We start from the raw sequence: 23434 nt of genomic DNA, 5'->3' as shown, positions 1-23434 counted from the left end.
GTTAAAAGATGGGGGCTAGAGGGATTATGGTGAAAAAGATGTGGAAGTATACGGCAACTTCGGGGTTGATCGTTGCGATGCTGACAGGGGCAGGCTGCAGCTTCGGCGCTGGAAATAACGAGTCGGACAAGCCGCAGTCGTTGAAGGTTATGTACTATAACGAACAAGCCTTCTATCAGGATTTCGGAATGCTTTTCGCAGCTTTGTACCCGAATATCGATCTGCAGATCGTATCGACCCAGAATATGAACAATGGCAACGGCGATCCGAACTTTGACTACAATGAGGCTATGCAAAAGTTCATCGACGAAGAAAAGCCGGATGTTGTTTTGGTGCAGGAAGTTCAACTGAAGAAGCTGGTCGAGCAAGGAAAGCTGTACGAGCTGGAAACGGTAATGAAGAAGGAAAAGTACGATACGGAGACGATCATCCCCGGGCTAATCGATTACTTGAAGGAAATGGGCGGAGGCCAGCTGTACGCAATAACTCCTTCGTTCTACAGCCAGGTGCTCTACTATAATAAGGATTTATTCGATAAGTATCAGATAGCTCCGCCAACGGACCAGATGGGATGGGAAGAAGTGCTGCATCTGGCGAAGCAGTTCCCTACTGAGGGAGAGCCGAAGGAGCGCATTTACGGGATGAAAGCGGGCTATTCCGGCACTTTGTTCGAGCTCGGCAATATGATAGGCAATACCGAAGGATTAAGAATCGTGAATGCGTCAAAGCAGCAGATGACGATGGATTCAGAGGGCTGGAAGCAAGCGCTCAGCCTCGCCCAATCCGCTCTCGCATCGAATGCGCTTTATTACGAAAGCATGGAGCAGCAGATGGAGAACGGAACGACGTATGAAGATTATTTGCTGCGGGATCCGTTCATTGCCGGCCGTACTGCGATGATGATCGGTGATGCCTATTATTTGGAGCAGATTAAGCAAGCTAGCGAGTACGAAACGGTCAAGGATAAGGTGGTCCAGAACTGGGATGTAGTGACGACGCCTGTTAGCATTCAAGCCCCGGACCAGAGCAGCAATATGGGAGCATACAATCTGTTCGCGATCATGTCAGAGTCGCCTAACAAGGATGCCGCATGGCAATTTATTGCTTATATAACGAGCGAAGAGTATGCCAGGGTTAAGTCGAAGTCAGGCTATAACAACGGACTGCCGATTCGGTCGACTTACATCAAGGACGAAGCGGGACATAGCCTGGATGCATTCTACAAGCTGAAGCCGGTCAGAAGCAATACAATGTCCGACTACAGCCTGCTGCCAGAGCCGTTCTGGATGCAAATAAACGGCGTCATGGAGCAGCATCTCGGGCAGGTGAAGGACGGAGGCGTGTCGATCGAAGACGCGCTTGCCAAAGTACAGCTTGAGGGGCAGCAGCTGCTTGATCGATTAGTCGAGGAGGAGAAGACCGCTAAGCCTGCTGATTCTGCGGCGGCTGGAGGCGCTGCAGATACGACCGCTGAAGTGGAATCATCGCAGGCGCCGGACGTCAGCGCGGAAGAGTAGCAACTTAAGGAGAGCTTGCGCAAGCCGTGAAGGCAGCTTGTGCAAGCTCTTTCGTATATTAACAACTTTCATTTGGAATATGCGCCAAATGTGCTAAAATAATTGAGTCAACTAGAGTACAAAAATATAGATGCGGTTTTTTCTAGGCTGCCGGGAGGATTTATTGATGTCGAATTACAAATTAGTTGCACTGGATATGGACGGAACGCTGCTGAACGAACAAAGCGAGATTAGCGCGGAGAACGCGGAGTGGATACAGAAAGCGCTTGATGCAGGCGTAATTGTCAGCTTCTCGACAGGACGAGGCTTCCAAAGCGCATTGCCTTATGCGGAGCAACTGGGGCTCGATACACCAATGATTACCGTTAACGGGAGCGAGATTTGGCATAAGCCGCATGTGCTGCACAAGCGTACTCATCTGAGTTCGGTATATGTGAAACGTATGCACGAGCTAGCACTTAAGCATGGCGAGCCGTGGTTCTGGGCTTATACCGCGGACACGGTCTACAACAAGGAAAAGTGGATAGATCCGGCAACCGATTACGATTCCTATCATTGGCTCAAATTCGGTTATTACACGGAGGATGATCAAGCAAGAAATGAAATTTTGGCTGAGGTTCAGAGCTGGGGAGCGCTTGAGATTACGAACTCCTCACCTTGGAATCTAGAGATGAATCCGCAAGGTGTGTCCAAGGCTAGCGCGCTCCGCGAATTATGTGAGCTGCTTGGCATTGATATGTCTTCGGTTGTCGCGGTAGGCGACAGTCTGAACGATATTGCGGCTATCCGCGAAGCGGGATTAGGCGTAGCGATGGGCAATGCCCAGCAAGCGGTCAAGGATGCTGCCGATGCCGTTACGTTTACGAACGATGAGCATGGGGTCGCGGAAGTGATTAGACGTTACGTTCTGAAGGGATGATAGAGTATGGAAATATTAGGTTGGATTCTTGTCGTTTTATTATTCATTATCGGGATGGCAGGAACGGTGTATCCAATCTTGCCGGGCGTGCTCGCGATTTACGCAGCATTTTTTGTATATGGCTTCTTCTTCTCGTTCGGCGACTTTGATGTCTTCTTCTGGATTATTCAAACGATCATATTGGTCGTCCTGTTCATAGCCGATTATGCGGTTAGTGCTTGGGGCGTCAAGCGGTTCGGCGGAAATCGGGCATCGGTTATCGGCAGTACAATCGGTATCATTATCGGACCTTTCGTTATTCCGGCCTTCGGTCTTATTATCGGTCCGTTCGCAGGCGCCGTGATCGGCGAGCTTATTATCGGCACGGAGTTCAAAAAAGCGCTCAAAGCCGGCTGGGGTTCTATGGTCGGATTGTTTACAAGCGTAGTCGTGAAAGTCATTCTTCAAGCGATCATGATCATATTGTTCGTATTGTGGCTCGTCCTTTAATTTTTCATTAGGCAATAAAGCTAACGTGTAAGACAGGAGTGAAAGACATAGCCTCTCAAGTATTGAAAAAAGACTCGTTAATTAAAGGTACGCTCATATTGGCGGCAGCTGCGCTCACAGCCCGGTTTCTCGGGCTGTTTCAACGTGTGCCGCTCGATTACATGCTGGATAAAGACGGGCAATTGGCTTTCGCCGTTGCCAATCAAGTGTATTTGCTGCTGCTAGTTGTCGCAACGGGCGGCATCCCAAGCGCGATAAGCAAGATGGTCTCGCAGCGTTATGCGCTGGGTCGTCCGGAGGAAGCAAGACGAATATATAAGGCTGCTCTTCTGTTCGGGGCGGTGACGGGCTTATTGCTGGCGACGGCGATGTTCATCCTCGCACCGGTGTATACCGACATCGTTAAGAAGCCGATAGCAGACTTGGCAGTAAGAGCGATCGCTCCTGCTTTGCTGCTGTTCCCGATCATCGCGATGATGCGCGGATATTTCCAAGGCAGACAGTTCATGGCCGCAGGCGGCATTTCGCAGATTATTGAACAAATTCTTCGCGTCATAGGCGGGATCGGAATCGCCCTGATCGTCTTAGCTTGGGGCTGGGGCGATGCTTGGGGCGCGGCGGCCGTAACCTTCGGCAGCGTGTTCGGCAGTATCGGCGCATTCGTAGTCATGGTCTATTTTGGCCGGAAGCTAAGACGTCAGGACTTGGCCGAACAAGCTCGGAAGGGCGGCGCGAATCTTCGGTCGCAACACGGAAGCGGATCGGAGCTGCGTTTCCGCTCGATTTATAAGGAAATATTCAGTATGTCTTTACCGGCAGTCGTAACGGCGATGACTGTACAGTTCCTATACACGTTCGATTCCACACTTTTCATCCGTCTGACGGAGAGGTTCTATGATCTGGAGACGGCGACGCATGTATTCGCCGACTATACGATCAAGGCGATGTCGCTTGCCGGCATCCCGCCAATTCTGGCGATTGCGCTTGGAGCATCGATTATTCCGGTTATCTCCTCCGCCTTCTCGGTTGGCAATATGAATGAAGTACAGCGCCAATCTTCGCTAGTCATGCGGATTGTCTGCTTCACTGGCGTTCCGATTGCTATGCTTCTTACGGTGGCGTCATACTCAGTGACGGGATTTCTGTTTCAGAGCCCAAGCGGAAGCGGTACGGTAGCTTTGCTTACCGTAGGTACGATATTCCAAATTACGATGATGACGACAAACTCGATCCTGTACGGACTTGGCAGACCGAAGACACCGATGTATCATACGTTCTTCGGATTGGCGCTTAAAGTGGTGTTCAGCATTGCGCTTGCCCCATTCCTCGGCGTTTACGGACTCATTATCGCTTCTTCAATCTGCTTCATCATCATCACGCTAATGAACGTTCGTACCATTAACCGTATTGTTAAGCTTAACGTGCTCGGACGCCGTTGGGTTAAATACATTATCGCGGTTGCTGTATCTGCGCTTGCTGGATGGGGGGCAGAGAACGGCATCCTCGCTTGGACGGACGGCTGGGCAGACAAGCTAAGCTATATGGTCGCCGGCATCGTGACGGCTGCTGTCGTCGGCGCGCTTTATCTCGTCCTGCTGGCTGCGCTTCGCGTCATTACGCCGGAGGATATAAGGTCCTTCCCTGGACCGCTGCGCAAGCTGCTTACGAAGGTTCTGAAGCCGTTCTATCGCAAAGCGCTATAAAAAATATGATTTCATATGCACACAAAATCCCTCACGGTCCTACTGACTGCGAGGGATTGTTCTATTAGAGAATGTAAGAGTTCTATCTTCCATACATTTACATATAATAGACACTCTAGTATAATGATAAAGTTTAATAGACGAGTGGTGAGGGAGAGAATTAACATTGATTAAGAAATTGGGACGACCGAGCAAGCTGATGCTACTATTGCTCGCGCTTGTATTAGTGTTCGTATCAGGCTGTCAGGCGATTGGCGGCGTCGACCTGAATACGGTATTGAAAAATACGCTTAAAGTAACATCGAGCGAGAGCAAGCAGACGCTAACCTTCAAGATGCAACTTGATGACGAAGCGCTCAATGATTTATTGGACGAAGAGATTGCTATTTATAAACTTTTATCTAAAGTGGAGTTGCAGCTCGATCATGTCAAAATGGAAGATAGCATGTCTGCATCTTTTGACGGGAAGCTAACGCTTGGCGATTCGACTTCGATTGGTTTCGCGATGAAAATGAACGAGTCCAAGGCGATTGTGGAGATTGAAGGCGCCAAGCAGCCATTCGTGCTCGATATGACGGGTGAAAGTCTTGCGGCAGAGTTTGCCGGCGTAGACACTGCAGCGAATGCGAGCGCAGACGGAGATGAATCGTTGGCGGCGCTAGGCCATGCGATTATCGATACGGTTGGGGGATACGCGATCGTCAACCTGCCTAATCCGGAGAAAATTGATGTGAAGCCTGTTACGGAGGCCATTAACGATGAATCCGTCGCACTCATGCAGGTACATGCCGAGATGGACGGCAAAGCCATTTGGGCGTGGGTGAAAAAATATGTAGATGCGCTTGTTGCCGATCAAGCAGGTCTGGAAAAAATGATCAAAGGAATCGTAGAGGTGCTGTCGAGCAATCCGGATGTGTGGGAAACACTAGGCACCGTTAATCCGTTCGAGGAGAGCGGACAGCTTGATGCGCCAACAACGGATGAGCTTATTCAACAAGCTATAGATGAAGCTGTTATAATGTTTAAAGATTTGCAGGATGAATTGAAAGCGATGGAAAATGAAGACCCAGAATTGATCGATACCTTGCTAGGCGATCAATTGAATGTGATAGCCGACATCTATGTGGACAGCAAGCTAGATATTCGCAAACAGGGTTTCGAGCTATCGTACACGCTGCCTGTTGAAGAAGATGAGGAGCTGTCTTTCATTCCGATCAAAGGCTTCACATTAACTTCCGTTAGCGAGCTTTGGAATGTTAATGGCGATGTGTCAGCGGAACCGCCAGTCGTTCCGGCATCGTTTATTGACGAGAATCAGCTGTTGGATTTGAGTGACTATCAACTCTTGAAGTTGTTCAAGGAGGATTCAGCAGTATATGATATACTGAGAAACAAATTGCACTTAAACCGTCAATCCGTAAGCTTCTACGTCGACAGCTATTATAATCCTCCTATCGTCGTAAAAGGCGGAATTACGCTTGTACCGCTGCGTCCTGCAGCAGAAGCATTAGGCAGCGAAATTCAATACGATCCGAAGACAAAAGCGATTACGCTGTACGACGAGGCAACAGAAACGACGATTGAGCTAAAGATCGGAAGCGATAAGGTGCTTGTTAACGGTGTCGGTGCAACTTGGTCATTCCCGGTAACAAGTGTTGGCGGTACAGCCTATGTTCCAGCTAGAAGCTTAAGCAATGCGCTGAATGCGAAGCTTGCGTGGCAAGATTTTTACGGAGAGAAATCGTTGACAATTGCCCGCGAAGTATAACCTGCCGGACAGGGACAAATGTTAATTGGAATTAGGACACAAGAAGCGGAGGTGGCAGTATGGAGAAGTTAACGACGGAAGAGGCGTTTCGCGCCGCCGTAGCGAGCGATGGACTTACGATTGCCGTATTCAAGACGACTTGGTGCGGGGATTGCCATTTTATTAATCCTTTTATGCCTGATGTGGAGAGTAAGTATGAGGGGCAAGTTACGTTCATTGAGCTGGATCGCGACGACTTGCCGGATTTATGCTCCGAGCTTAATATTTTGGGAATCCCGAGCTTCATCGCCTTCAGGCAAGGCCAGGAGCTGGTGCGGTTCGTAAGCAAGCTGCGCAAGACGCGCGAGGAGATCGAGGAGTTCGTCGATCGTGCGATTGCGGTTAGCGGCGCGCTGGAAAGCAAATAATAGAAAGTCCGCGTTAAGGGAGCTGTTCACTCCGCGACGCGGACTTTCCTTTTTTGTAAGGCGTATATGCGTAAGTGTCACATTTTCAACATGGCTTTTGACATTTGTTATCGATATAATTGAAAGGTGATTAATTCCTGAAAAAAGGTGATTTTATTATGGTAACCGGCCGTTTTCGCACATTAGCTATCGCTACGTGCATCGGAATGCTTCTCGTACTGCTCGCCGGCGCGCTCGTCACGAATACAGACTCAGGCCGCGGCTGCGGTGATGACTGGCCATTATGCAATGGCAAATTCGTACCTTCATACACGCTGGAATCATTAATTGAATATTCGCATCGTCTTGTTACAGGCTTCGAAGGCATCTTGGTACTTGCAACGTATGTGGCAGTACGGCGCATGCATCGCAGGGACAAGCAAAGCGGGGCTTACAAAGAGCCGCTTCTCTATGCAGGCGGGGCGCTTCTCTTCACGATCGTTCAAGCGTTAATGGGGGCGGCAGCCGTGAAGTGGCCGCAGTCGCCGCCGGTCATGGCGATTCACTTCGGCATATCGCTCATCGCATTCGCTGCAACGCTGCTGCTCGTCGTATGGACGTATCGGGCGAAGCGGGGGCAGACTGGCATTGTGAAAGTACCGGCATCCATCTTTCCCATCGCGCTTGCTACGGCGGTATACTGCTATGTTGTCGTCTATCTAGGCGCATTCATCCGTCATACCGAAGCGGCAGGCGGCTGTCTAGGTTGGCCGTTGTGCAACGGCGAGATTGTACCGGAGATCGAAGGCGCCACAGGCGCCGTATTCATCCACCGGGTTGCAGCGCTTGTCCTCGGAATTGTGATTGCAGGATTGTATGTATTCATCCGTAAAGTAAGCAAGCCGGAAGCAGGTCTTACGAAGGCTGCCGGTTGGTCGCTCATTCTTGTCATTACGCAAATATTCAGCGGAGCGCTCCTTACGGCTACGGTGAGCAATGAGGATTGGTTTATTTTCACAAGCTTATTGCATAACTTGATTATTACCGGCTTGTTCGGGCTTCTGCTCGATCTCGTCATTAGGTCATGGCGATTCAGGGACGAGCGACCGAGCTAATTATTACAAATGCGAATAAGGAGGCTGCCGATATGCTTCGATTTCTGTTTGACGAGCCTCCAAGGGAAGCGACGGGCTGCCTGGAGGAAACGCTTCGGCTCATGGAGGAATTCGGTTCACTTGTGTCGAAACGTATTGCTGCCGGCCAAGATGCCGACCATAGGCTGCGCAAATATGAGATATGGACGCTTGGTCTTCGTTCCGCGCTCGACGAGCTGGAGCAGAGTTCTTATGCAGCGAGCCATTATAAGCAAAAAATTCGTTTAGTTTCTGTACAGCAGATGTCGCCCGAGGAACGCTTGAACTATTCCAGGTATGTCTATTATGACAAAAACGGGTTCATCCGGGTGTTCTCCTTGTTGGATAAGCTGGGTACTTTGTTGAATGAATTGCTCGATATGCGTACGGAGAAAGTGAAGGCTCATTTCTCGTATTTCACAGTGCTTCGCAACATGCGCGAGCGCAAAGCCCATCCTGAACTGACGTGGAAGCTTAACGACGTGAAGGAGAAATACAAGGAAGCGACGAATCGGCTGCGCAAGCGCAGAAATACGGAGATTCATTACATGAATTCGGAGATGCACGACGATTTGATCCAAAGCCATCGGATGTACGGGGAAGAAGCGAAGCTGGAGAACATCGAGCAGCAAGCGATCGACTTGTCCGACGGCGTTACGCTGGCCATGGAATCGATGCGTCTGTCATTCCAATATGGCTGTAAGCTGATGAGAAATTAGCAAGCATAAGCGGGAGAGGGGATTACTCGTGGAGCTGAAGGGCAGAACAGCATTAGTGACGGGCAGCGCAAAGGGCTTAGGCAAAAGAACGGCGATCCAGCTTGCCGAGCAGGGCTGCAATGTCGTGCTTAATTATTATGAGAGCGAGCTAGAGGCGGAGCAAGTGAAGCTCCAGATCGAGCAGCTTGGCGTAAGGGCGATTACGGTGCAAGCCGATATATCGTCGGCCGAGGGCGTCGAGAAGCTCGCAGGCGAGGCAGAGCGATGGGCCGGCGGCGTTGACATTCTAGTCAACAACGCCGGTCCGTTCGTGCGTGAACGGCGCTTATTCAGCGATTACGACGAAGCTACGATCATACGGCTGCTCCATGGCAACCTGCTTGGCGTAATGCTGCTTGACCATCGCTTGCTGCCAGGCATGCGCAGCCGCAGATGGGGACGAATCATTCACTTCGGCTTCGGTCATGCGGGAGAAGCAAGAGCATGGCCGCACCGAGCAGTGTACGCGGCAGCGAAGACAGGGCTAGTTTCGTTCACGAAGTCGCTTGCCGTCGAGGAGGCGCCATTCGGCATAACGGTCAATCTAATCGGCCCTGGCGACATTCGCGGAGCGAACAAGGAGCGGTCGATTGAAGAGGTTGAACCTGAACATGATTCGGAATCGCCGATGGGCAGGCCTGGCGCAGGCGAGGATGTCGCGCGTGTCATTTTGTTCCTCTGCGAGCCGAAATCGAATTTCCTGACCGGTAATGTTATTGACGTAACAGGGGGCTTCGATCCCATCCGCGCCAATATAAAGGGAATGTTCTAATGGAGTGGGTGTAGAAGTAACGAAGCGAAACAAAAAAAGAGTCTTATCACCAAGCGGCGAGCGTACACTCGGCCATGCTTACGGGATAAGACTCTTCGACATTCTAGGTGTATCACGTGCTCAAGTATTGTTAGAATACTTGAACGACCTCAATAACACCTTCAACTTCTTCAAGCAGTGCGCGTTCGATACCCGCCTTCAGCGTGATCGTGGAGCTCGGGCAGCTGCCGCAAGCGCCCATCAGGCGAAGCTTAATGATACCGCCTTCGACATCAACCAACTCGACGTCGCCGCCGTCCCGTTGCAAAAACGGACGAAGCTTATCTAATACGTCAAGCACTTCATCGTACATTGTGTCTTGTACTTGTTCACTCATTGCAATCATCTCCTTTCTCCCCTATTATAGTACAAAGTGATTCAATTGAAAATGGATAGCAACTGAGTAAAGTTAGGTGATTATTATGTTTAAACCAATGATTGAATTTTGTGCCAGCAACATGCATCACGGAACTGATCGTATTATGGCGAAATTCCAAGAAGACGATACATTCGAGGTCATCGAGTACGGTTGCTTGGGCAATTGCGGTGAATGCTACAATAATCCATTCGCACTGGTTGACGGAACGATCGTGTCTGCTGAAACAGTAGACGAGCTCTATGACAATATTCTGAAGTCATTGGAGCAACAGCAAGCCGATCGCGAGGCGCTCGACAAGCTGTTAGACGACCTGTAAGCGGCGCTGCAATTAACCTAGATGACGCTTAGAGCGCCAAAGCACACCGCTCTTAACGAGCCGTGGTACGCGGCCCATAATCGCTGTACCGCCCATGAGGCCGAAGCCGCTTTTCTTGCCAAGCGAGCCAAGCACGCCTTTCAGCTTGAGCTTGCCGAGATGCGGCAGCGACTTGTCATGCCAGATCGCTTGAAGCACTTCGGCGATCTGCTTGCCTTGTGCGCCGGCTGCTTGGCCGCTAGGCGAGAGCGGCAACGATGCGCAGTCGCCGACGACAAATACGTCATTATAGTCCGGAAGCTGATGGTGCTCGTTAATAAGAAGACGACCTGTCTTGTCCTTAGGAAGATTCATTCGCTGTACGAGCGGAACGGGCTGAATGCCTGCCGTCCAAACGGTTACATCAGTGTAAATAAGGCTCGATGTATTGGAATCATATAACGCCCCAGATTCAAGCTTCGTAATTCCGATATTACCTCTCATCTCCACCTGATGCTCCGTAAACCATTCGGCTACGAACGATTGCAGCTTGCTAGGAAAAGCAGACAACACCTTCGGTCCGCGATCCAAAATGCGGATGTTGAGATCAGGCCGGCTCTCGCGCAGCTCCGCTGCTACTTCAACGCCGCTAAGTCCGCCGCCTACAATGGTCACTTGTCCATAAGGTTTAACGTCATTCAGCTGAGCATATGTTCTTCTAGCTGCCGATAACGTCTGAATGCTCGTTGAATACTGCTCTGCGCCTTCAATTCCATGATACTTGTCGGTGCAGCCAAGTCCAATCACAAGCCATTCGTAAGCGATGGGATCATGTCCGTCTATATAGACAAGACACTGCTCCATATCGACATCACTCACTTCTCCGTATGCATACGAAATACGCGGGTCTACAGGGAACTTGACCCGCAGCTCCAGATCGGATACCGTTCCTGCCGCCAATGCATAATATTCGGTTTTGAGTCCTTGGAATGGCATGCGGTCGACCAATACGATCGATACGTCATGCGGTACTTGTTTCTCTAATAATTCATTCGCGATGGCGAGTCCGCCATAGCCTCCACCCAAAATAACTATTTTTCTCATATGATTCCATCTCCACACTTCTAGATGATGATTATACAGTATGCCCTTTTATGGCTATTTCCTTACTCGTACACCTTGATTTCGTTATAGAACGTGTCTCGCTCAACTGGTAACCGGCCGGCACCTTTAATGAGCCAGATAAGATCCTCGCGCGTAATGCCCTCGGGCGTAAGAGCGCCTGCCGCATGACTGATTTTTTCCTTCACGATCGTACCATGCGCATCGGATGCGCCCATCGTCAGCGCAACCTGCGTAAGCTGCACGCCGATATTGATGAAATACGCCTTGATATGTTGAATATTGTCCAGCATGAGTCGGCTGATCGCGATCGTCTTCAAATCCTCGAAAGCCGAGTTGCGGCGGCGAATGCCGGCACGCGGATTAATCGGCTGCATGGACAGCGGAATGAAAACGAGGAAGCCGTTCGTCTCATCTTGAAGCTCGCGTACGTGCATCATATGGCGAATTCTTTCTTCCTTCGTCTCGATCGAACCGTAAAGCATCGTTGTATGCGTGCGTAAGCCAAGCTGATGAGCGGTCCGGTGCACGTCCAGGTACTGAGAAACGTCGGCTTTGTCTACACGCATTTTTTTGCGATATTGATCGGACAAAATTTCCGCGCCGCCGCCCGTGAGCGATTCAAGTCCTACCTTCATGAGCTCTTGCAGAACTTCTTTGTAGGTAAGTCCGCTTATACGCGAGAAAAAGTCGATCTCCGCAGCGGTGTAGGCTTTGAGCGTTACTTCAGGGAAACGCTGCTTCAGCGCGGCAAGCGAGTCTACGTAATATTGGAACGGCACATGCGGATTATGTCCCCCAACAATATGGAATTCGCGGACACCGGGATGGAAATGCTGCTCCACGTATTCGATCATTTGCTGACCGGACAACGTATAAGACCCTTCTTGGCCCTCATCCTTGCGGAAGTTGCAGAAGGCGCAGTGCGCTTCGCACACATTCGTGAAATAAAGGCTCATGTTTTCAATAAAATACACTTTCTTGCCGTTTTTGCGCATTGCAACTTCGTTCGCTAGTTGGCCAATGGTGAGCAAATCATCCGATTGATATAAGAAAACGCCATCCTCCAGCGATAGTCTTTGGCCATGACGCACTTTTTCGATGATACTTTGCATTTGAGTATTTTCTGACGGGATTACGATATTCATTGCATAGCCTCCTTATCTTTGAGGTGGTTTGTGAAAAAAGGTACATGATTTTCCGGTGAAGAAGCTGTAACTATTATAAACCTCATACGTAGTACGGGCAATCCCAAAATGATGTTAGCTGTGCGGGTTGCTCTTGAGCAACGTAATAAATAGGAGTATACTATGGATAAGTAAGTGAAGTGCCAAGCAAGCACAGACATAAATGGAGGGATGTAGCATGATCACGGTTAGTGACACGGCATCTGACAAAATAAAAGAAATGCTTGATGCGGAAGGAACACCGGATATGTTCCTACGCATCGGAGTCAAAGAAGGCGGCTGCAGCGGTTTCTCGTACGGCATGGGCTTCGATGATGAACGCCATGACGGCGACAAGGAACTAGAGCTTAAAGGGCTCAAAGTTGTTGTTGACGGCGACAGCGTCAAGTATTTGCACGGACTCGTTATTGACTTCAAAGAGTCTGCAATGGGCGGAGGGTTCACGATCGAGAACCCTAACGCGAGCGCAACTTGCGGCTGCGGCAGCTCATTCCGGACAGCAGCCGATGCAGGCAAGCCAGCAGCTGCAGGAGAATGTTAATAGGCGCTCTGTAATAATCTTCCGGGGCTGTGTATCGTTATCGATGCACGCGCCGGAGGATTTTTGTTTTGAAGAAACATAAGTTGGACAAGTTAATGTAATAATCGTAGACATTCAGACATCTTGGGGGATACCGCAAATGAAATTTATTAAGGATTATGGGCATTTTATCGAAGTTGGCTGTACGTCATGCGGTAAGAAACATACGGTTCAGAAGAGTCAATACACTTCTGTAGCCGAAGGTTATCAATTCCAATCCCCAGTCACTTGCGCTTGCGGCATAACGGCCCGTACTGCGGGCAAAGATAACAGCAAGTGGAGCTTCGACCCTGATTACTCGGTGAAAAGGGTCGGCAGCCGATCGACGTCGGTTAAGATGCTGCTTGTTATCGGTGCGATTATCGTTATGTTCGTCAGCGAGACGGTATACATGCTGGAGACCGATAAAGCGGAGCATAGCGGCAACACGCAACAGGAAGCCGATGAAGAAACATCAAGCGCTGGGGCCATTGTTTACGCCGTATAGAATAGCCTAACTACAGACTCTACTTTGAGAAGCTTTGCAGACTGCGCGCTAAGTGCGGTAAGTGCAGGGCTTTTTTGGCGTAATAGCATAGATCGAGGGAATGTGGACAATCTAACGATATTCCAATAGATGGATGCAGATGGATGAATGGATGCGTTGGCGACTCATCCCGCAGAAGTCGAAGTCGTTAGACAAGGAGGAATCCCTAATGCTGTTGTTCGTATGTATCGCCGTTGTTGTCCTGCTGCTGTTCGAAGCGCCAAGACTTTATGTAAGAAGGAAGAAGAAGGCGGTCGTTGTGTTCGTGCTTATGCTGTCGCTTGTAACGGTGCTCGCCTATAACTTTGAATATCGCTTGCCGTTTCCGGCGCCAGTCAGAGGAATTGAGGCGGTCTTCAAGCCGCAGACGAGCTGGATGGAATAATTTGCTTGGCTTTATGTATCCTGCTATCGTAAGTGTAATAGTTTTTATGATGCGGGAGGATTATTTATGTACCGAATATTCATCGTCGAGGACGATGCGAAGATAGCCGCGATATTGAAAAACAACATGGAGAAATACGGCTTTGAAGCGGCCAGCGCTTCGCAACTCCGCGATTTGCTGCCGGAGCTTGTCGCTTTCGATCCCCATCTGGTATTGCTGGACATTAACTTGCCTTACTTCGACGGCTTCTATTGGTGCCGCCAAATAAGGGCTAGATCCAGCATGCCAATCGTGTTCATCTCCGCCCGCGCGGGCGAGATGGATCAGGTGATGGCGATTGAGAACGGAGGGGACGATTACATAACGAAGCCGATTCACCTTGACTTGCTGATGGCGAAGGTGAGGGGCGTGCTGCGGCGCGCATACGGTGAATATGCGGCAGCGGGAATGAGCAGTTCTACAGCAGGTACGGCTTCATCAGGCGGCGGTTCGGAGCTTGAAGTGCGCGGTCTGCGATTGCACCTGAGCAGGAATGAGCTGGAATGGAACGGGAATCGGGTGGAGTTAACCAAGAACGAGCAGCTGCTTGCCGAGTGCTTAATGAGGCATTTCGGTCTAATCGCTTCCCGCGAGCAACTGCTTGAGACATTATGGGACGATGTTCAATTCGTCGATGATAATACGTTAACGGTCAACGTCACCCGCCTTCGCAAGAAGCTGGAGGAGCTGTCACTGCCTAGAGCGATCGAAACGATCCGCGGTCAAGGCTATAAGCTTGCGTTGCCGGAAGAAACAGAAGGAGTAACGTCATGAACCGGGTGACGCTGGTTGTTTTTTTGAAGGACAGGCTCTTCTATATTCTCGTGAATTTATTCATTATTTTTCTATCCGTTTTTATGCTGCTGCTGGAACGGGAACGTTACTCGAAGCTGAAGATGATCGAACTGAACACCGTTATTTATTTTGTCGTGCTGGCTTTATTTTTCCTTACGTTATGGCTCGTATTCGATTATTTGCGAATGCGCCCTTATTACAAGCAATTATTAATCGCGATTGAAAGATCGGATGGTCTGTTTACGAGCGCTATTGTTCAGGAGGCCGTTACCAAGGAGCAGAGGCTGGCCGCCAAACTATTGGAGGAGCAGCACCGGGCTTACTTGGACGAGCTTGGCAAGTATCGCCGCCAGCAGGAGCTGCATAATCATTTTGCCCTGCAATGGGTGCATCATATGAAGACGCCGGTATCGGTCATTGACCTGCTGTCACAAGAAGCGCTAAGACAATCTCAGCACACACCGGAGGATCAGCGGCAATTCGCTGCAAGTGTGCAGGAGGAAACCGAGCGTATTACGAGCGGGCTGGAGATGATGCTTTATTCCGCGCGCATCGATAAATTCGAATTCGATCTGCGGATTGAGCGGACCGAACTTCATGAGCTTGCTCGTTCCGTGCTGAATGCCCATAAACGGCTATGCATTCGTCATTCCATCTTCCCGCGTCTGGAAGGCGAAGCCTGGGTAGAGACAGATCCCAAATGGATGATCTTTGTCTTGAATCAGTTCATAAGCAATGCTATCAAATACAGCAAGAACAAGCCAGGTTCGAAATCGCTGCTTCTTCGCATTGAACCGCAGGGAGTCAACGGGACGATGCTATCGATTCAAGACGAAGGTATCGGCATTCCGGCGCATGACATTTCCCGTATTTACGAGCCTTTCTTTACAGGGGAGAACGGCAGGACGACAGGTGAATCGACAGGCATGGGTTTATACTTGACGAAGCAGGTGTGTTCTCGATTAGGGCATACGCTGTCGGTATCGTCTGAGGCAGGCAAAGGGACAACGTTCAAGGTCAGCTTCGTTTCGCAAGGTATACATAAGATCGCCGCCGTGGAACTTAAGTGATCGATTATGGCCGATAAACATGACATTTCTGTAAGGTTAGATCGACTAGATGAAAGGTAAATCGATGGGTCAGGGCACTCCCAGCAGCTATACTTGGGTTATACAAATGAAAAAAATGTTTCTGGGAGGAACAAAGCATGAGCGTACTAAAAGCACAAGGGCTAGGCAAAATATACAGCAGCAAAGGAAATGTGGCATACAAAGCGCTGGAGGATATTGAGCTGCAGGTTGAAGCCGGAGAATTCGTCGGCGTCATGGGCCCTTCGGGCAGCGGCAAGACAACGCTGCTGAATCTGCTGGCTACGATCGATCGTCCGACTTCCGGGCAGATCGAGATTAATGGAGTCAATCCGAGCAGACTTAACGAGAAGAAGCTGGCGCTGTTCCGCCGCCGCGAGCTTGGCTTCGTCTTCCAAGACTTCAACCTGCTCGATACATTATCGATTAAGGAAAATATTATTTTACCGCTCGTACTTGAAGGAATGGCTCCGAAAATTATCGAACAGAAGCTGGCTCCGATTGCGGAGTTTCTACAGATTGCATCGATATTGGAGAAGCGGACCTACGAGGTGTCTGGCGGCCAGAAACAGCGTGCTGCGATTGCGCGAGCCATCATCCATCAACCTTCACTCGTATTAGCCGACGAGCTGACGGGCAACCTCGATTCCAAAGCGGCGAAGGATGTCATGGATTCGCTGAAGGATATGAATGAGCGTTACAAAGCTACTATTCTGATGGTGACGCATGATCCGTTCTCGGCAAGCTACTGCCAGCGCATCGTGTTCATCAAGGACGGCAAGTTCTTCTCCGAGATTAGACGGGGAGCGAATCGCCAAGCGTTCTTCCAACAAATATTAGATGCGCTTAGCGTGCTGGGAGGTAACTTCGATGACGTTCCGTTCGCTCGCGCTTAGCAATATTAAAGGCAACTGGCGATCCTACAGCGCGTTTTTCCTTAGCAGCGTATTTTCCGTTCTGATCTTCTACATCTATGCAGCGTTTCTAGCTCATCCTGACGTCGTTAACGGAAATATTATGGCGGCTGCTAAGGTGCGCCGAGGCATGGTGTTCTGTGAATACTTGATCGTTATCTTTTCGTTCCTGTTCGTTCTTTACTCCAATTCCGCTTTCCTAAAGACGAGGAAACAGGAATTCGGCTTATTCTCCTTGTTCGGCATGACGAAAACGCAGCTTAGACGCCTCGTAATCTACGAAAATGCAGCGATCGCGGTACTGGCAATTGCCGTAGGCATCGGACTAGGCATGCTGTTCAGCAAGCTGTTCTTTATGGCGCTCGGCGTCCTTCTCGATATGGACGAGACGATTCCGTTCGCCGTGCCGCTGAAAGCCGTATGGATGACGGGAGGAGGCTTCTTCCTCTTGTTTATGGTCATATCATTGTGGACGGCGCTTCGGATCGGACGAAATGAAATTATCGATTTGCTTAACGCGGCGCGTAAGCCGAAGGGACAGCTTGCCTATTCCAAATGGCTGGTCGCACTGGCAATCGCTTGTCTAGTTACGGCATATGGCGTCGCACTCTCGATGAACCCGGAGACCTCCGCGGGACTGACGAGTCCGCTTATCGTTCTTGTCTCGGTTGTCGTCGGCACGTATTTTCTGTTCACGCAGCTTAGCGTCCTGTTTCTACGATTCATTCAGAAGCGCCACGGCGTTTACTACAAACGAACCAATATGATCGTCTTTGCACAGCTAGGCTATAAAATAAAAGATAATGCCCGCATCTTGTTCACGGTGTCGCTGTTGAGCGCGGTTATTATGACGGCTTTGGGCGCAGTTTATATTTTGCAAATCGGCACGACGGAACAAATGGTGGAGAGGTCGCCGTACTCGATCGTATATATCGAAGAAGGCTTGAACAGTCACGAAGTTATTGCTCCGAAGCAGATGGAGGATATCCTTGATGAGGATGGGTTCAAGGTAACCCGCGAAGCGAAGTTCACTGGGGTGAAGCTGATCGATCCGGTCGTGAAGTCCGGTGAGGTTGAACGAACGTATGATTCCAGCTGGGGCGGCGCTCAAATCATTAGCCTTAGCGATTACAATAAGTTAGCCGCAAGCGTCGGGGAGCCGATTCAAACGTTAAAAGAAGGGACAGTTAAATTATCCGTTCCAATCTACAACGTCAATCCATTCGGCAGCGGAACGGTGACCGGCAAGGTGAACGGCGTTCAGCATAGCTTCGAAATGGCTGCAGCGATCGATAATAAGGTCATGAATACGACTGACTTCAATTATGTTACGGTCGTCATGGATGATTTATCGTTCGCCCAATTGCTGTCAGACATACCGGAAGACAAGCTCCTTGTCACATATGCGTTCGAGCTAAGCGATTGGAAGAGGGCGGGCGAAACAGCCGAGAAGCTGCAGCAACTTGTGCCGGAGGAACTGCTTCCGCAGACGGATTTCGAACGTTCGATTCGGTATGCGTCATCTACGGAAGAGATATCCCTTACCTTATTCATCGGCATGTTCATTGCGCTGCTCTTCTTTATCGCATCGGGCAGCATGATCTACTTCAAGCTGTTCACGGAGATGCAGGAGGATCAGGCTCAGTTCAAGTCGTTGTCCCGAATCGGAATGACAAGGGCGGAAATACGCAAAATCGTAGTGACGCAGATCGGCATCGTTTTCTTTGTCCCATGCGTCATCGGCATTGTCCATACGCTATTCGCGATGAAGTCGCTCGACAACTTGATGGGATCATCCAATTGGATCTATTCTTTCGTCGTTATCGGCATCTACATTGCGATGCAAACGATCTACTTCCTATTTGCCTGCGGCAGCTACATGAAGAGCATGATGCGCGGAGCAACGGCTTAATACAACATTACTATAGCCGTACGGCTCGTTTTCATTTGCTATCAACAATATTTATAAAGCTGGCGCCGTAGAGCAGCCGTAGCTGATGCCTTCATGCAGATTGACGAGCGTAAGCTGGTGGCCATGCTTGGCGCCTGTATCGATGCCTATTCGGTTGTCGCCATACCAGAGTTTCCCGGGCGCGGCGCCTAGGCGATGGGTTGGCGTATGACCGAACACGATCGTATAACGTCCCTCTTCGCCGAACCGTTCGGACTTGGATCGGATGAAGTCATCGCGAATTTCTGTCAGATCGCGAACGCTCTGCCGTTCGAGCGGAATACCGGGACGGATTCCTGCGTGCACAAGTAAAAAGTGATCTTGAATGGTATATAGGGGCAGCGAGCTTAGCCAAGACCATTGCTTTGGGAATCGCAATTCCCCGTTACGTGGTTTGGCAAGCCGCAATTCTTGATTGCCTAGCAACGCGATTGCTCCTTGAGAGACAAGCTGACGGACTTGATCTAGCGTTCCGTAGGAGGCTTCATCGTCTGCGTTAATATAATCTCCCAGCAAAATGAGCCGATCACTGCTAGAGTCATAGTCTGCTTGTTGCAATAAATGAATAAGAGCGTCTTGATGTCCGTGAATATCGGATACGGCAAGCAGTCTGCTTTTGGGCAAAATCGATCGTCTACCTTTCTTCCTCAAAGTTGTATATGAAAGCCGAGCTTGATCTTAGCCTAACCGCAATGCGGTCACCGGGCGACAACGGTTCCTCATGCAATACGTACAGCTTCTGCTTCTGCCCCTCCTGGGTCTGAACAACCGACCGCCAGCGCATGCCCTCGAAAGTGCAATGAAGCACGACCGCTTGCAAGGCGTTGCCGGTTTCGGCGCTTACGTCATGAAGGATCGTGGCTTCTTCAGGCCGGAACATCAGAATAACTTCGCTTCCTTCGATAAAAGTTTCGTCCACGTTAGGCGTTATGCCATGGAGCACTTGCTCGCCCATCCGAATCGCAGCCCCCTGCGGCGTATGGACGAATGTCCCGCGCAGGCCGTTAATGGCGCCGAGCAGCGAAGCGGCCCAACGGCTGGCGGGCTTGCTGTAGCATTGCTGCGACGTTCCGAATTGGTCGATTCCTCCCGCTCGCAAGATGAGCAGCCGGTCAGCCATCGCGAACGCTTCATCCGGGTCATGCGTGACATGGAAGACGCTGATGCCGAGCTTGCGGAACAAGTAGGCCATCTCGGTACGCATCTCGACGCGCAGCCTCATATCGAGATTGGAGAGCGGTTCGTCGAGAAGCATCAGGTTCGGTCTTGTGGCTAATGCTCTCGCGATCGCAACTCGCTGCTGCTGACCGCCGGACAACTGCGGGGGCAGCCGGTGCTCCAGCCCCTCCAGATGCAGCAGCTCGAGCAATTCGGTTAGCCGCTGTTCGATGTCGCCGCGATCCATACGCTGTCTCCGAAGACCGTAAACGATGTTTTCGGTGACGTTCATATGCGGCCAAAGCGCATAATCCTGGAATACCATATTCACCCCGCGTTTCTCGGGCGGGAGCATGTTTTTGTTAGACGCAATAACGCGGCCGTCCAACTTAATGTGGCCTTCATCGGGACTGGCCAGTCCGGCGACAAGCTGAAGCAGCGTCGACTTGCCGCAGCCTGAAGGGCCGAGCACGCTAATAATTTCACCTTGGCGCATATCGAATGAAATGCCTCTAAGCGCTTGGAAGGAGCCATAGTTTTTCGTTAGCTGGCTTACTTCCAGCAGCATTGCCGCTTGCGGTTTATGATTGTTTTCGGTGGAAGCAGGAAGCTCTTCCATGGCAATAGCTGATAGATTCATGTTCATAGTCGCACCTCTTTGCGGCGAAGCAGCAGCTCAATCGCCAGAATAATCGTAATGACAATAATAGAGCCGACAATGGTAGCGGCCGAAGCATACCCGAAGTCCAAGTCTTCGAACGCCTTATTGATAGAGACGGGAAGCGTCATGAAGTTCGGCGGGAACAAGATCGAGTTAACGGCTAGATCGAATACGCTTGAGCCGAATGCCGCCAATCCCGCAGAGAGCAAAGCGCCGCGAATAAGCGGGATAAGAATGAAACGAATCCGGCTGAAGAAAGATCCGCCTTGAAGCTGAGCCGCTGTTAATAAGCTATGCGGCACTTTGGCCATTGCTCCGACCATAAGCCGCGTTATGACGGGGATGGCGCCTGCAATCGCGGCAAGGACAAGAATCCATGGCGTGCCATACAGCAGCAGGCCGATGGACGAGAGCCAGCGTTGATTCCATACGAAAATATATCCGATGCCAAGCACGACGCCCGGAACAGCCAGCGTAACGATAGAGAATACTTCGATCGTCCGCTTGTAACGGAACTGCGAGTAGCTGAGCACATAAGCGACTCCTAGACCGACGAGCAGTCCTAGCAGAGCGGCCGCTGCCGCTATCATTAAAGAGTGGCCGAGTCCGCTGAGCAGCTCCTGCGAGCCTTCGAACAGCTTCCGGTAATGGTCGAGCGTAATATTGCCGCTTGTTAGTCCGCCAGACTGCTGCTTCAGCAATGACATCATGGCATTTGCGCCGAACGGTATGCCAATCACGACGCATAGGAATAAGATGTTCGCGATCGCTAGCGGAGCCGCGTATTTGCCGGCGGGCTTCGGCACGGAAGGCACGGCGCGGGCAGACAGGAAGTCGAAGCGGGCGCGCCGCATCGCATAGAACTGGACGAACATGGCGATGCCGATCAGCACGACAAGGTAGAACGACAATACGCCGGCCATGTCGAACCGGATTGGCGACGTATAGATCGCGGAATAGATCGAGTAAGGCAAGGTCGGAAACTTGTAGACGGCGGCAATAGAGGCCGGAAGCCCGAAGTCGCCAATCGTATCCATGAATACAAGCGCCGCTCCGGCAAGAAAGGATGGCATGAGCAGCGGTGCTTGAACGGTTCGCCAGACGGTGAAGGGCGTTGCTCCGCTTAACCTTGCTGCGTGTGACAGCTGATCGACCTTCCACTCCATGGCGGCATGTACGCTGAGATAAGCGAACGGGAACTTGCTAAGCGTCATAATGGCAATAAGTCCTATGGGCTGGAAGACGGCGTCCGTTACCCAATCCCATCCGAGCACACCTGCGGCGATCCCGTTGCCTGAAGCAAACAGTACCCAACCTTGCGCTAATATAAAGGAAGGCGTAATGAGCAGCAGCCAAACAGCCCCGTCCAGCAGCTTGGCAGTAGGGAACGACCAAGCCGAGCGGATCATGGCGAGCACGCCGCCGAGCGTTGCGGCAAGCGCCGTTGTGCCGACACCGAGCAGAACGGAGTTCTCAAGCGACTTCTGCCAAAGCGGGCGGTGGAAAATTTCCAATAGAAGCTTAACGTCGCCTAGCTGCCAGCTGCCGAAGAAAACCCCGGGCAGCAGCACCTGAATCATGACTGCTGCCAAGGGATAGAGAACGAGAATGAACAAGATGATGCTGACGGACCATCCGAGACGATCCTTGATGATGTGTCCCATCGCTATTGCACGGACTGGTCGGCGAACCATTGCTTGATCGCCGCTTCATTCTCGGATGCCCATGCTGCTTCTGTAGCTACCAGCTTCGCTGCGGCAGCGCGATCCGCTTTCGGCTGTACGCCGTTAACAGACGGCTCGAAGTAGCTTTCCTCGCCTTGATCGATGAGCGCCTGCTGCGTCTTGGCATCAAGCACAAACTCGACGAACGCTTTAGCTGCATTAGGATTTTTCGTATCCTTTTGGATTGCGGCTACGCGAACGGATGCAGGGGCTCCCTCTTCAGGCCAAATGATTTCGATCGGCTCGCCGCCGTTTTTCATTTTGTAGGCATTGCTTTCCTGCAAAGCAGCTACTGTAATCTCTCCTGATGTCAGCGCGCTAACGACGTTCGGATTTTTCGGATAAACATGCAGATCGTTTTTCATGAGAGAAGTAAAGTATTCTTTGCCGCCATCCAACGTCTTTTCATTGAAAAACCACGATACGAACGGATAAGCAGGCGCAGCGACTGCGGGATCGGCCATGCCGAGCATGCCTTTGTACTTGGCATCGGCGAATGCTTCCCACGTACTCGGAGCATCTTCGGCTTTGACTTTGTCCTTGTTATAGACGATAACGCCTGCCGCATGCGCGCCGGTAGGGAAGTACCACTGCTTCTCCGGAACGAAAGCTTTCGCGAAGTCCGTCAGATTAGCCGCATTATTCGGCGTCCAGCCCTCAAGCAGCTGTCCGCTCGCTCCTAGGCTGTAGATGGAAGGCATGGAATCTAGCCAGAGCACGTCCCAATGTGGATTGCCCTTCTCCGCTTCGACACGGGACATGATCTCCGCGCCGTTGCCGACAACAACCTCGACTTTATAACCTGTCGCTTCTTCGAACAGAGGAACGATCATTTCATCAAAATCATTTAAGTAGACGGTTAGCGTTCCCGCGTCTTGGACGGTTTCGGGACTTGCTTCAGGCGCTTCAGTAGCCGGCGCGTTCGTTGCAGCCTCTCCCCCAGCAGCGTTGCTATTGTTGCCGGCATTGTTCGTGCCGTTGTTGCCGCATGCGGCGATTACGATCATGACAGCTGCTAATAACAAGATCCCCAAATTACGACTCCGCTTTTTATTCATTTTCTGTGTTTCCCTCCGTTAATCTATTTTCGTACACGTTAAATGTAGCAATCGTTTGTTAGACGGGCGTAAAGTAGAGTTTCAGATT

General features: G+C 50.8%; 24 protein-coding genes. 17 read left to right on the top strand and 7 right to left on the bottom strand.

The window, feature by feature from the left end; genetic code table 11:
• Positions 1-26 precede the first annotated feature (26 nt).
• The 9 genes from V8F51_RS00685 (at position 27) to V8F51_RS00645 (ending at position 9445) form a co-directional block, all read left to right on the top strand.
• Complete coding sequence (locus V8F51_RS00685) at positions 27-1517, top strand: ABC transporter substrate-binding protein (protein ID WP_337098110.1); 1491 nt, start codon at positions 27-29, stop codon at positions 1515-1517.
• Between the two features lie 166 nt (positions 1518-1683).
• On the top strand, positions 1684-2436 hold the full coding sequence (locus V8F51_RS00680; RefSeq protein ID WP_337098109.1) for a Cof-type HAD-IIB family hydrolase: 753 nt from the start codon (positions 1684-1686) through the stop codon (positions 2434-2436).
• 6 nt (positions 2437-2442) lie between these two features.
• On the top strand, positions 2443-2925 hold the full coding sequence (locus V8F51_RS00675) for a DUF456 domain-containing protein (protein ID WP_337098108.1): 483 nt from the start codon (positions 2443-2445) through the stop codon (positions 2923-2925).
• 62 nt (positions 2926-2987) lie between these two features.
• Positions 2988-4628 carry a putative polysaccharide biosynthesis protein gene (locus V8F51_RS00670; RefSeq protein ID WP_337098107.1) on the top strand — a complete coding sequence of 547 codons (1641 nt, stop codon included), beginning with the start codon at positions 2988-2990 and terminating at the stop codon, positions 4626-4628.
• 166 nt (positions 4629-4794) lie between these two features.
• Positions 4795-6396 carry a copper amine oxidase N-terminal domain-containing protein gene (locus V8F51_RS00665; protein WP_337098106.1) on the top strand — a complete coding sequence of 534 codons (1602 nt, stop codon included), beginning with the start codon at positions 4795-4797 and terminating at the stop codon, positions 6394-6396.
• Positions 6397-6455: 59 nt separating this feature from the next.
• Entirely contained in the window at positions 6456-6803 is a 348-nt protein-coding gene (locus V8F51_RS00660) for a thioredoxin family protein (protein ID WP_337098105.1), read from the top strand.
• 158 nt (positions 6804-6961) lie between these two features.
• Positions 6962-7897: a COX15/CtaA family protein gene (locus tag V8F51_RS00655; protein WP_337098104.1), complete on the top strand. Its 936-nt coding sequence runs from the start codon at positions 6962-6964 to the stop codon at positions 7895-7897.
• A gap of 32 nt (positions 7898-7929) precedes the next feature.
• Positions 7930-8634, top strand: a complete 705-nt coding sequence (locus V8F51_RS00650) for a Cthe_2314 family HEPN domain-containing protein (protein ID WP_337098103.1) — start codon at positions 7930-7932, stop codon at positions 8632-8634.
• A 34-nt stretch (positions 8635-8668) separates the two neighbouring features.
• Complete coding sequence (locus V8F51_RS00645) at positions 8669-9445, top strand: SDR family oxidoreductase (RefSeq protein WP_337098429.1); 777 nt, start codon at positions 8669-8671, stop codon at positions 9443-9445.
• Between the two features lie 130 nt (positions 9446-9575).
• On the opposite strand, the gene V8F51_RS00640 is transcribed toward V8F51_RS00645, so the two are convergent.
• A complete protein-coding gene (locus V8F51_RS00640) occupies positions 9576-9821 on the bottom strand; it encodes a NifU family protein (RefSeq protein WP_054026871.1) in 246 nt (81 codons plus the stop codon).
• An 85-nt stretch (positions 9822-9906) separates the two neighbouring features.
• On the opposite strand from V8F51_RS00640, the gene V8F51_RS00635 reads away from it, so the two are divergent.
• Positions 9907-10179, top strand: a complete 273-nt coding sequence (locus V8F51_RS00635) for a YuzB family protein (protein WP_337098102.1) — start codon at positions 9907-9909, stop codon at positions 10177-10179.
• Positions 10180-10191: 12 nt separating this feature from the next.
• Here V8F51_RS00635 and V8F51_RS00630 read toward each other — a convergent pair whose 3' ends face one another.
• Both V8F51_RS00630 and mqnE read right to left on the bottom strand, forming a co-directional pair.
• Entirely contained in the window at positions 10192-11262 is a 1071-nt protein-coding gene (locus tag V8F51_RS00630; protein ID WP_337098101.1) for an NAD(P)/FAD-dependent oxidoreductase, read from the bottom strand.
• A gap of 62 nt (positions 11263-11324) precedes the next feature.
• A complete protein-coding gene (gene mqnE, locus V8F51_RS00625) occupies positions 11325-12428 on the bottom strand; it encodes an aminofutalosine synthase MqnE (RefSeq protein ID WP_337098100.1) in 1104 nt (367 codons plus the stop codon).
• Between the two features lie 217 nt (positions 12429-12645).
• Between mqnE and V8F51_RS00620 the strand changes: the two genes are divergently transcribed.
• The 7 genes from V8F51_RS00620 to V8F51_RS00590 all read left to right on the top strand — a co-directional run bounded on the left by V8F51_RS00620 (position 12646) and on the right by V8F51_RS00590 (position 18706).
• Positions 12646-13008 carry a HesB/IscA family protein gene (locus tag V8F51_RS00620; RefSeq protein ID WP_337098099.1) on the top strand — a complete coding sequence of 121 codons (363 nt, stop codon included), beginning with the start codon at positions 12646-12648 and terminating at the stop codon, positions 13006-13008.
• A gap of 139 nt (positions 13009-13147) precedes the next feature.
• The gene (locus V8F51_RS00615; RefSeq protein ID WP_337098098.1) at positions 13148-13534 is read left to right on the top strand and encodes a hypothetical protein; all 387 of its coding nucleotides are present in this window, start codon (positions 13148-13150) and stop codon (positions 13532-13534) included.
• Between the two features lie 139 nt (positions 13535-13673).
• Entirely contained in the window at positions 13674-13958 is a 285-nt protein-coding gene (locus V8F51_RS00610) for a hypothetical protein (protein WP_337098097.1), read from the top strand.
• 66 nt (positions 13959-14024) lie between these two features.
• Entirely contained in the window at positions 14025-14771 is a 747-nt protein-coding gene (locus V8F51_RS00605; protein ID WP_337098096.1) for a response regulator transcription factor, read from the top strand.
• Positions 14768-15862: a sensor histidine kinase gene (locus tag V8F51_RS00600; RefSeq protein WP_337098095.1), complete on the top strand. Its 1095-nt coding sequence runs from the start codon at positions 14768-14770 to the stop codon at positions 15860-15862. The genes V8F51_RS00605 and V8F51_RS00600 overlap by 4 nt, the downstream gene beginning before the upstream one ends.
• Before the next feature lie 137 nt (positions 15863-15999).
• Positions 16000-16776, top strand: a complete 777-nt coding sequence (locus V8F51_RS00595) for an ABC transporter ATP-binding protein (protein ID WP_337098094.1) — start codon at positions 16000-16002, stop codon at positions 16774-16776.
• Complete coding sequence (locus V8F51_RS00590) at positions 16751-18706, top strand: ABC transporter permease (RefSeq protein ID WP_337098093.1); 1956 nt, start codon at positions 16751-16753, stop codon at positions 18704-18706. Before V8F51_RS00595 ends, V8F51_RS00590 begins: the two co-directional genes overlap by 26 nt.
• A 51-nt stretch (positions 18707-18757) precedes the next feature.
• Here V8F51_RS00590 and V8F51_RS00585 read toward each other — a convergent pair whose 3' ends face one another.
• Genes V8F51_RS00585 through V8F51_RS00570 form a run of 4 tightly spaced genes read right to left on the bottom strand, consistent with a single transcriptional unit; the run spans position 18758 to position 23346 of the window.
• A complete protein-coding gene (locus V8F51_RS00585; protein ID WP_337098092.1) occupies positions 18758-19369 on the bottom strand; it encodes a metallophosphoesterase in 612 nt (203 codons plus the stop codon).
• A gap of 10 nt (positions 19370-19379) precedes the next feature.
• On the bottom strand, positions 19380-20549 hold the full coding sequence (locus tag V8F51_RS00580) for an ABC transporter ATP-binding protein (RefSeq protein WP_337098091.1): 1170 nt from the start codon (positions 20547-20549) through the stop codon (positions 19380-19382).
• Positions 20546-22258: an ABC transporter permease gene (locus V8F51_RS00575; protein ID WP_337098090.1), complete on the bottom strand. Its 1713-nt coding sequence runs from the start codon at positions 22256-22258 to the stop codon at positions 20546-20548. The genes V8F51_RS00580 and V8F51_RS00575 overlap by 4 nt, the downstream gene beginning before the upstream one ends.
• A complete protein-coding gene (locus tag V8F51_RS00570) occupies positions 22231-23346 on the bottom strand; it encodes an extracellular solute-binding protein (RefSeq protein WP_337098089.1) in 1116 nt (371 codons plus the stop codon). The genes V8F51_RS00575 and V8F51_RS00570 overlap by 28 nt, the downstream gene beginning before the upstream one ends.
• Positions 23347-23434: the final 88 nt, after the last annotated feature.

Source organism: Paenibacillus sp. YIM B09110, assembly GCF_037167145.1.
In the GTDB taxonomy this organism is placed as follows: Bacteria; Bacillota; Bacilli; order Paenibacillales; family Paenibacillaceae; genus Pristimantibacillus.
Note: the sequence above shows the minus strand (reverse complement) of the source record. Positions and strands in the feature narration are given on the sequence as shown.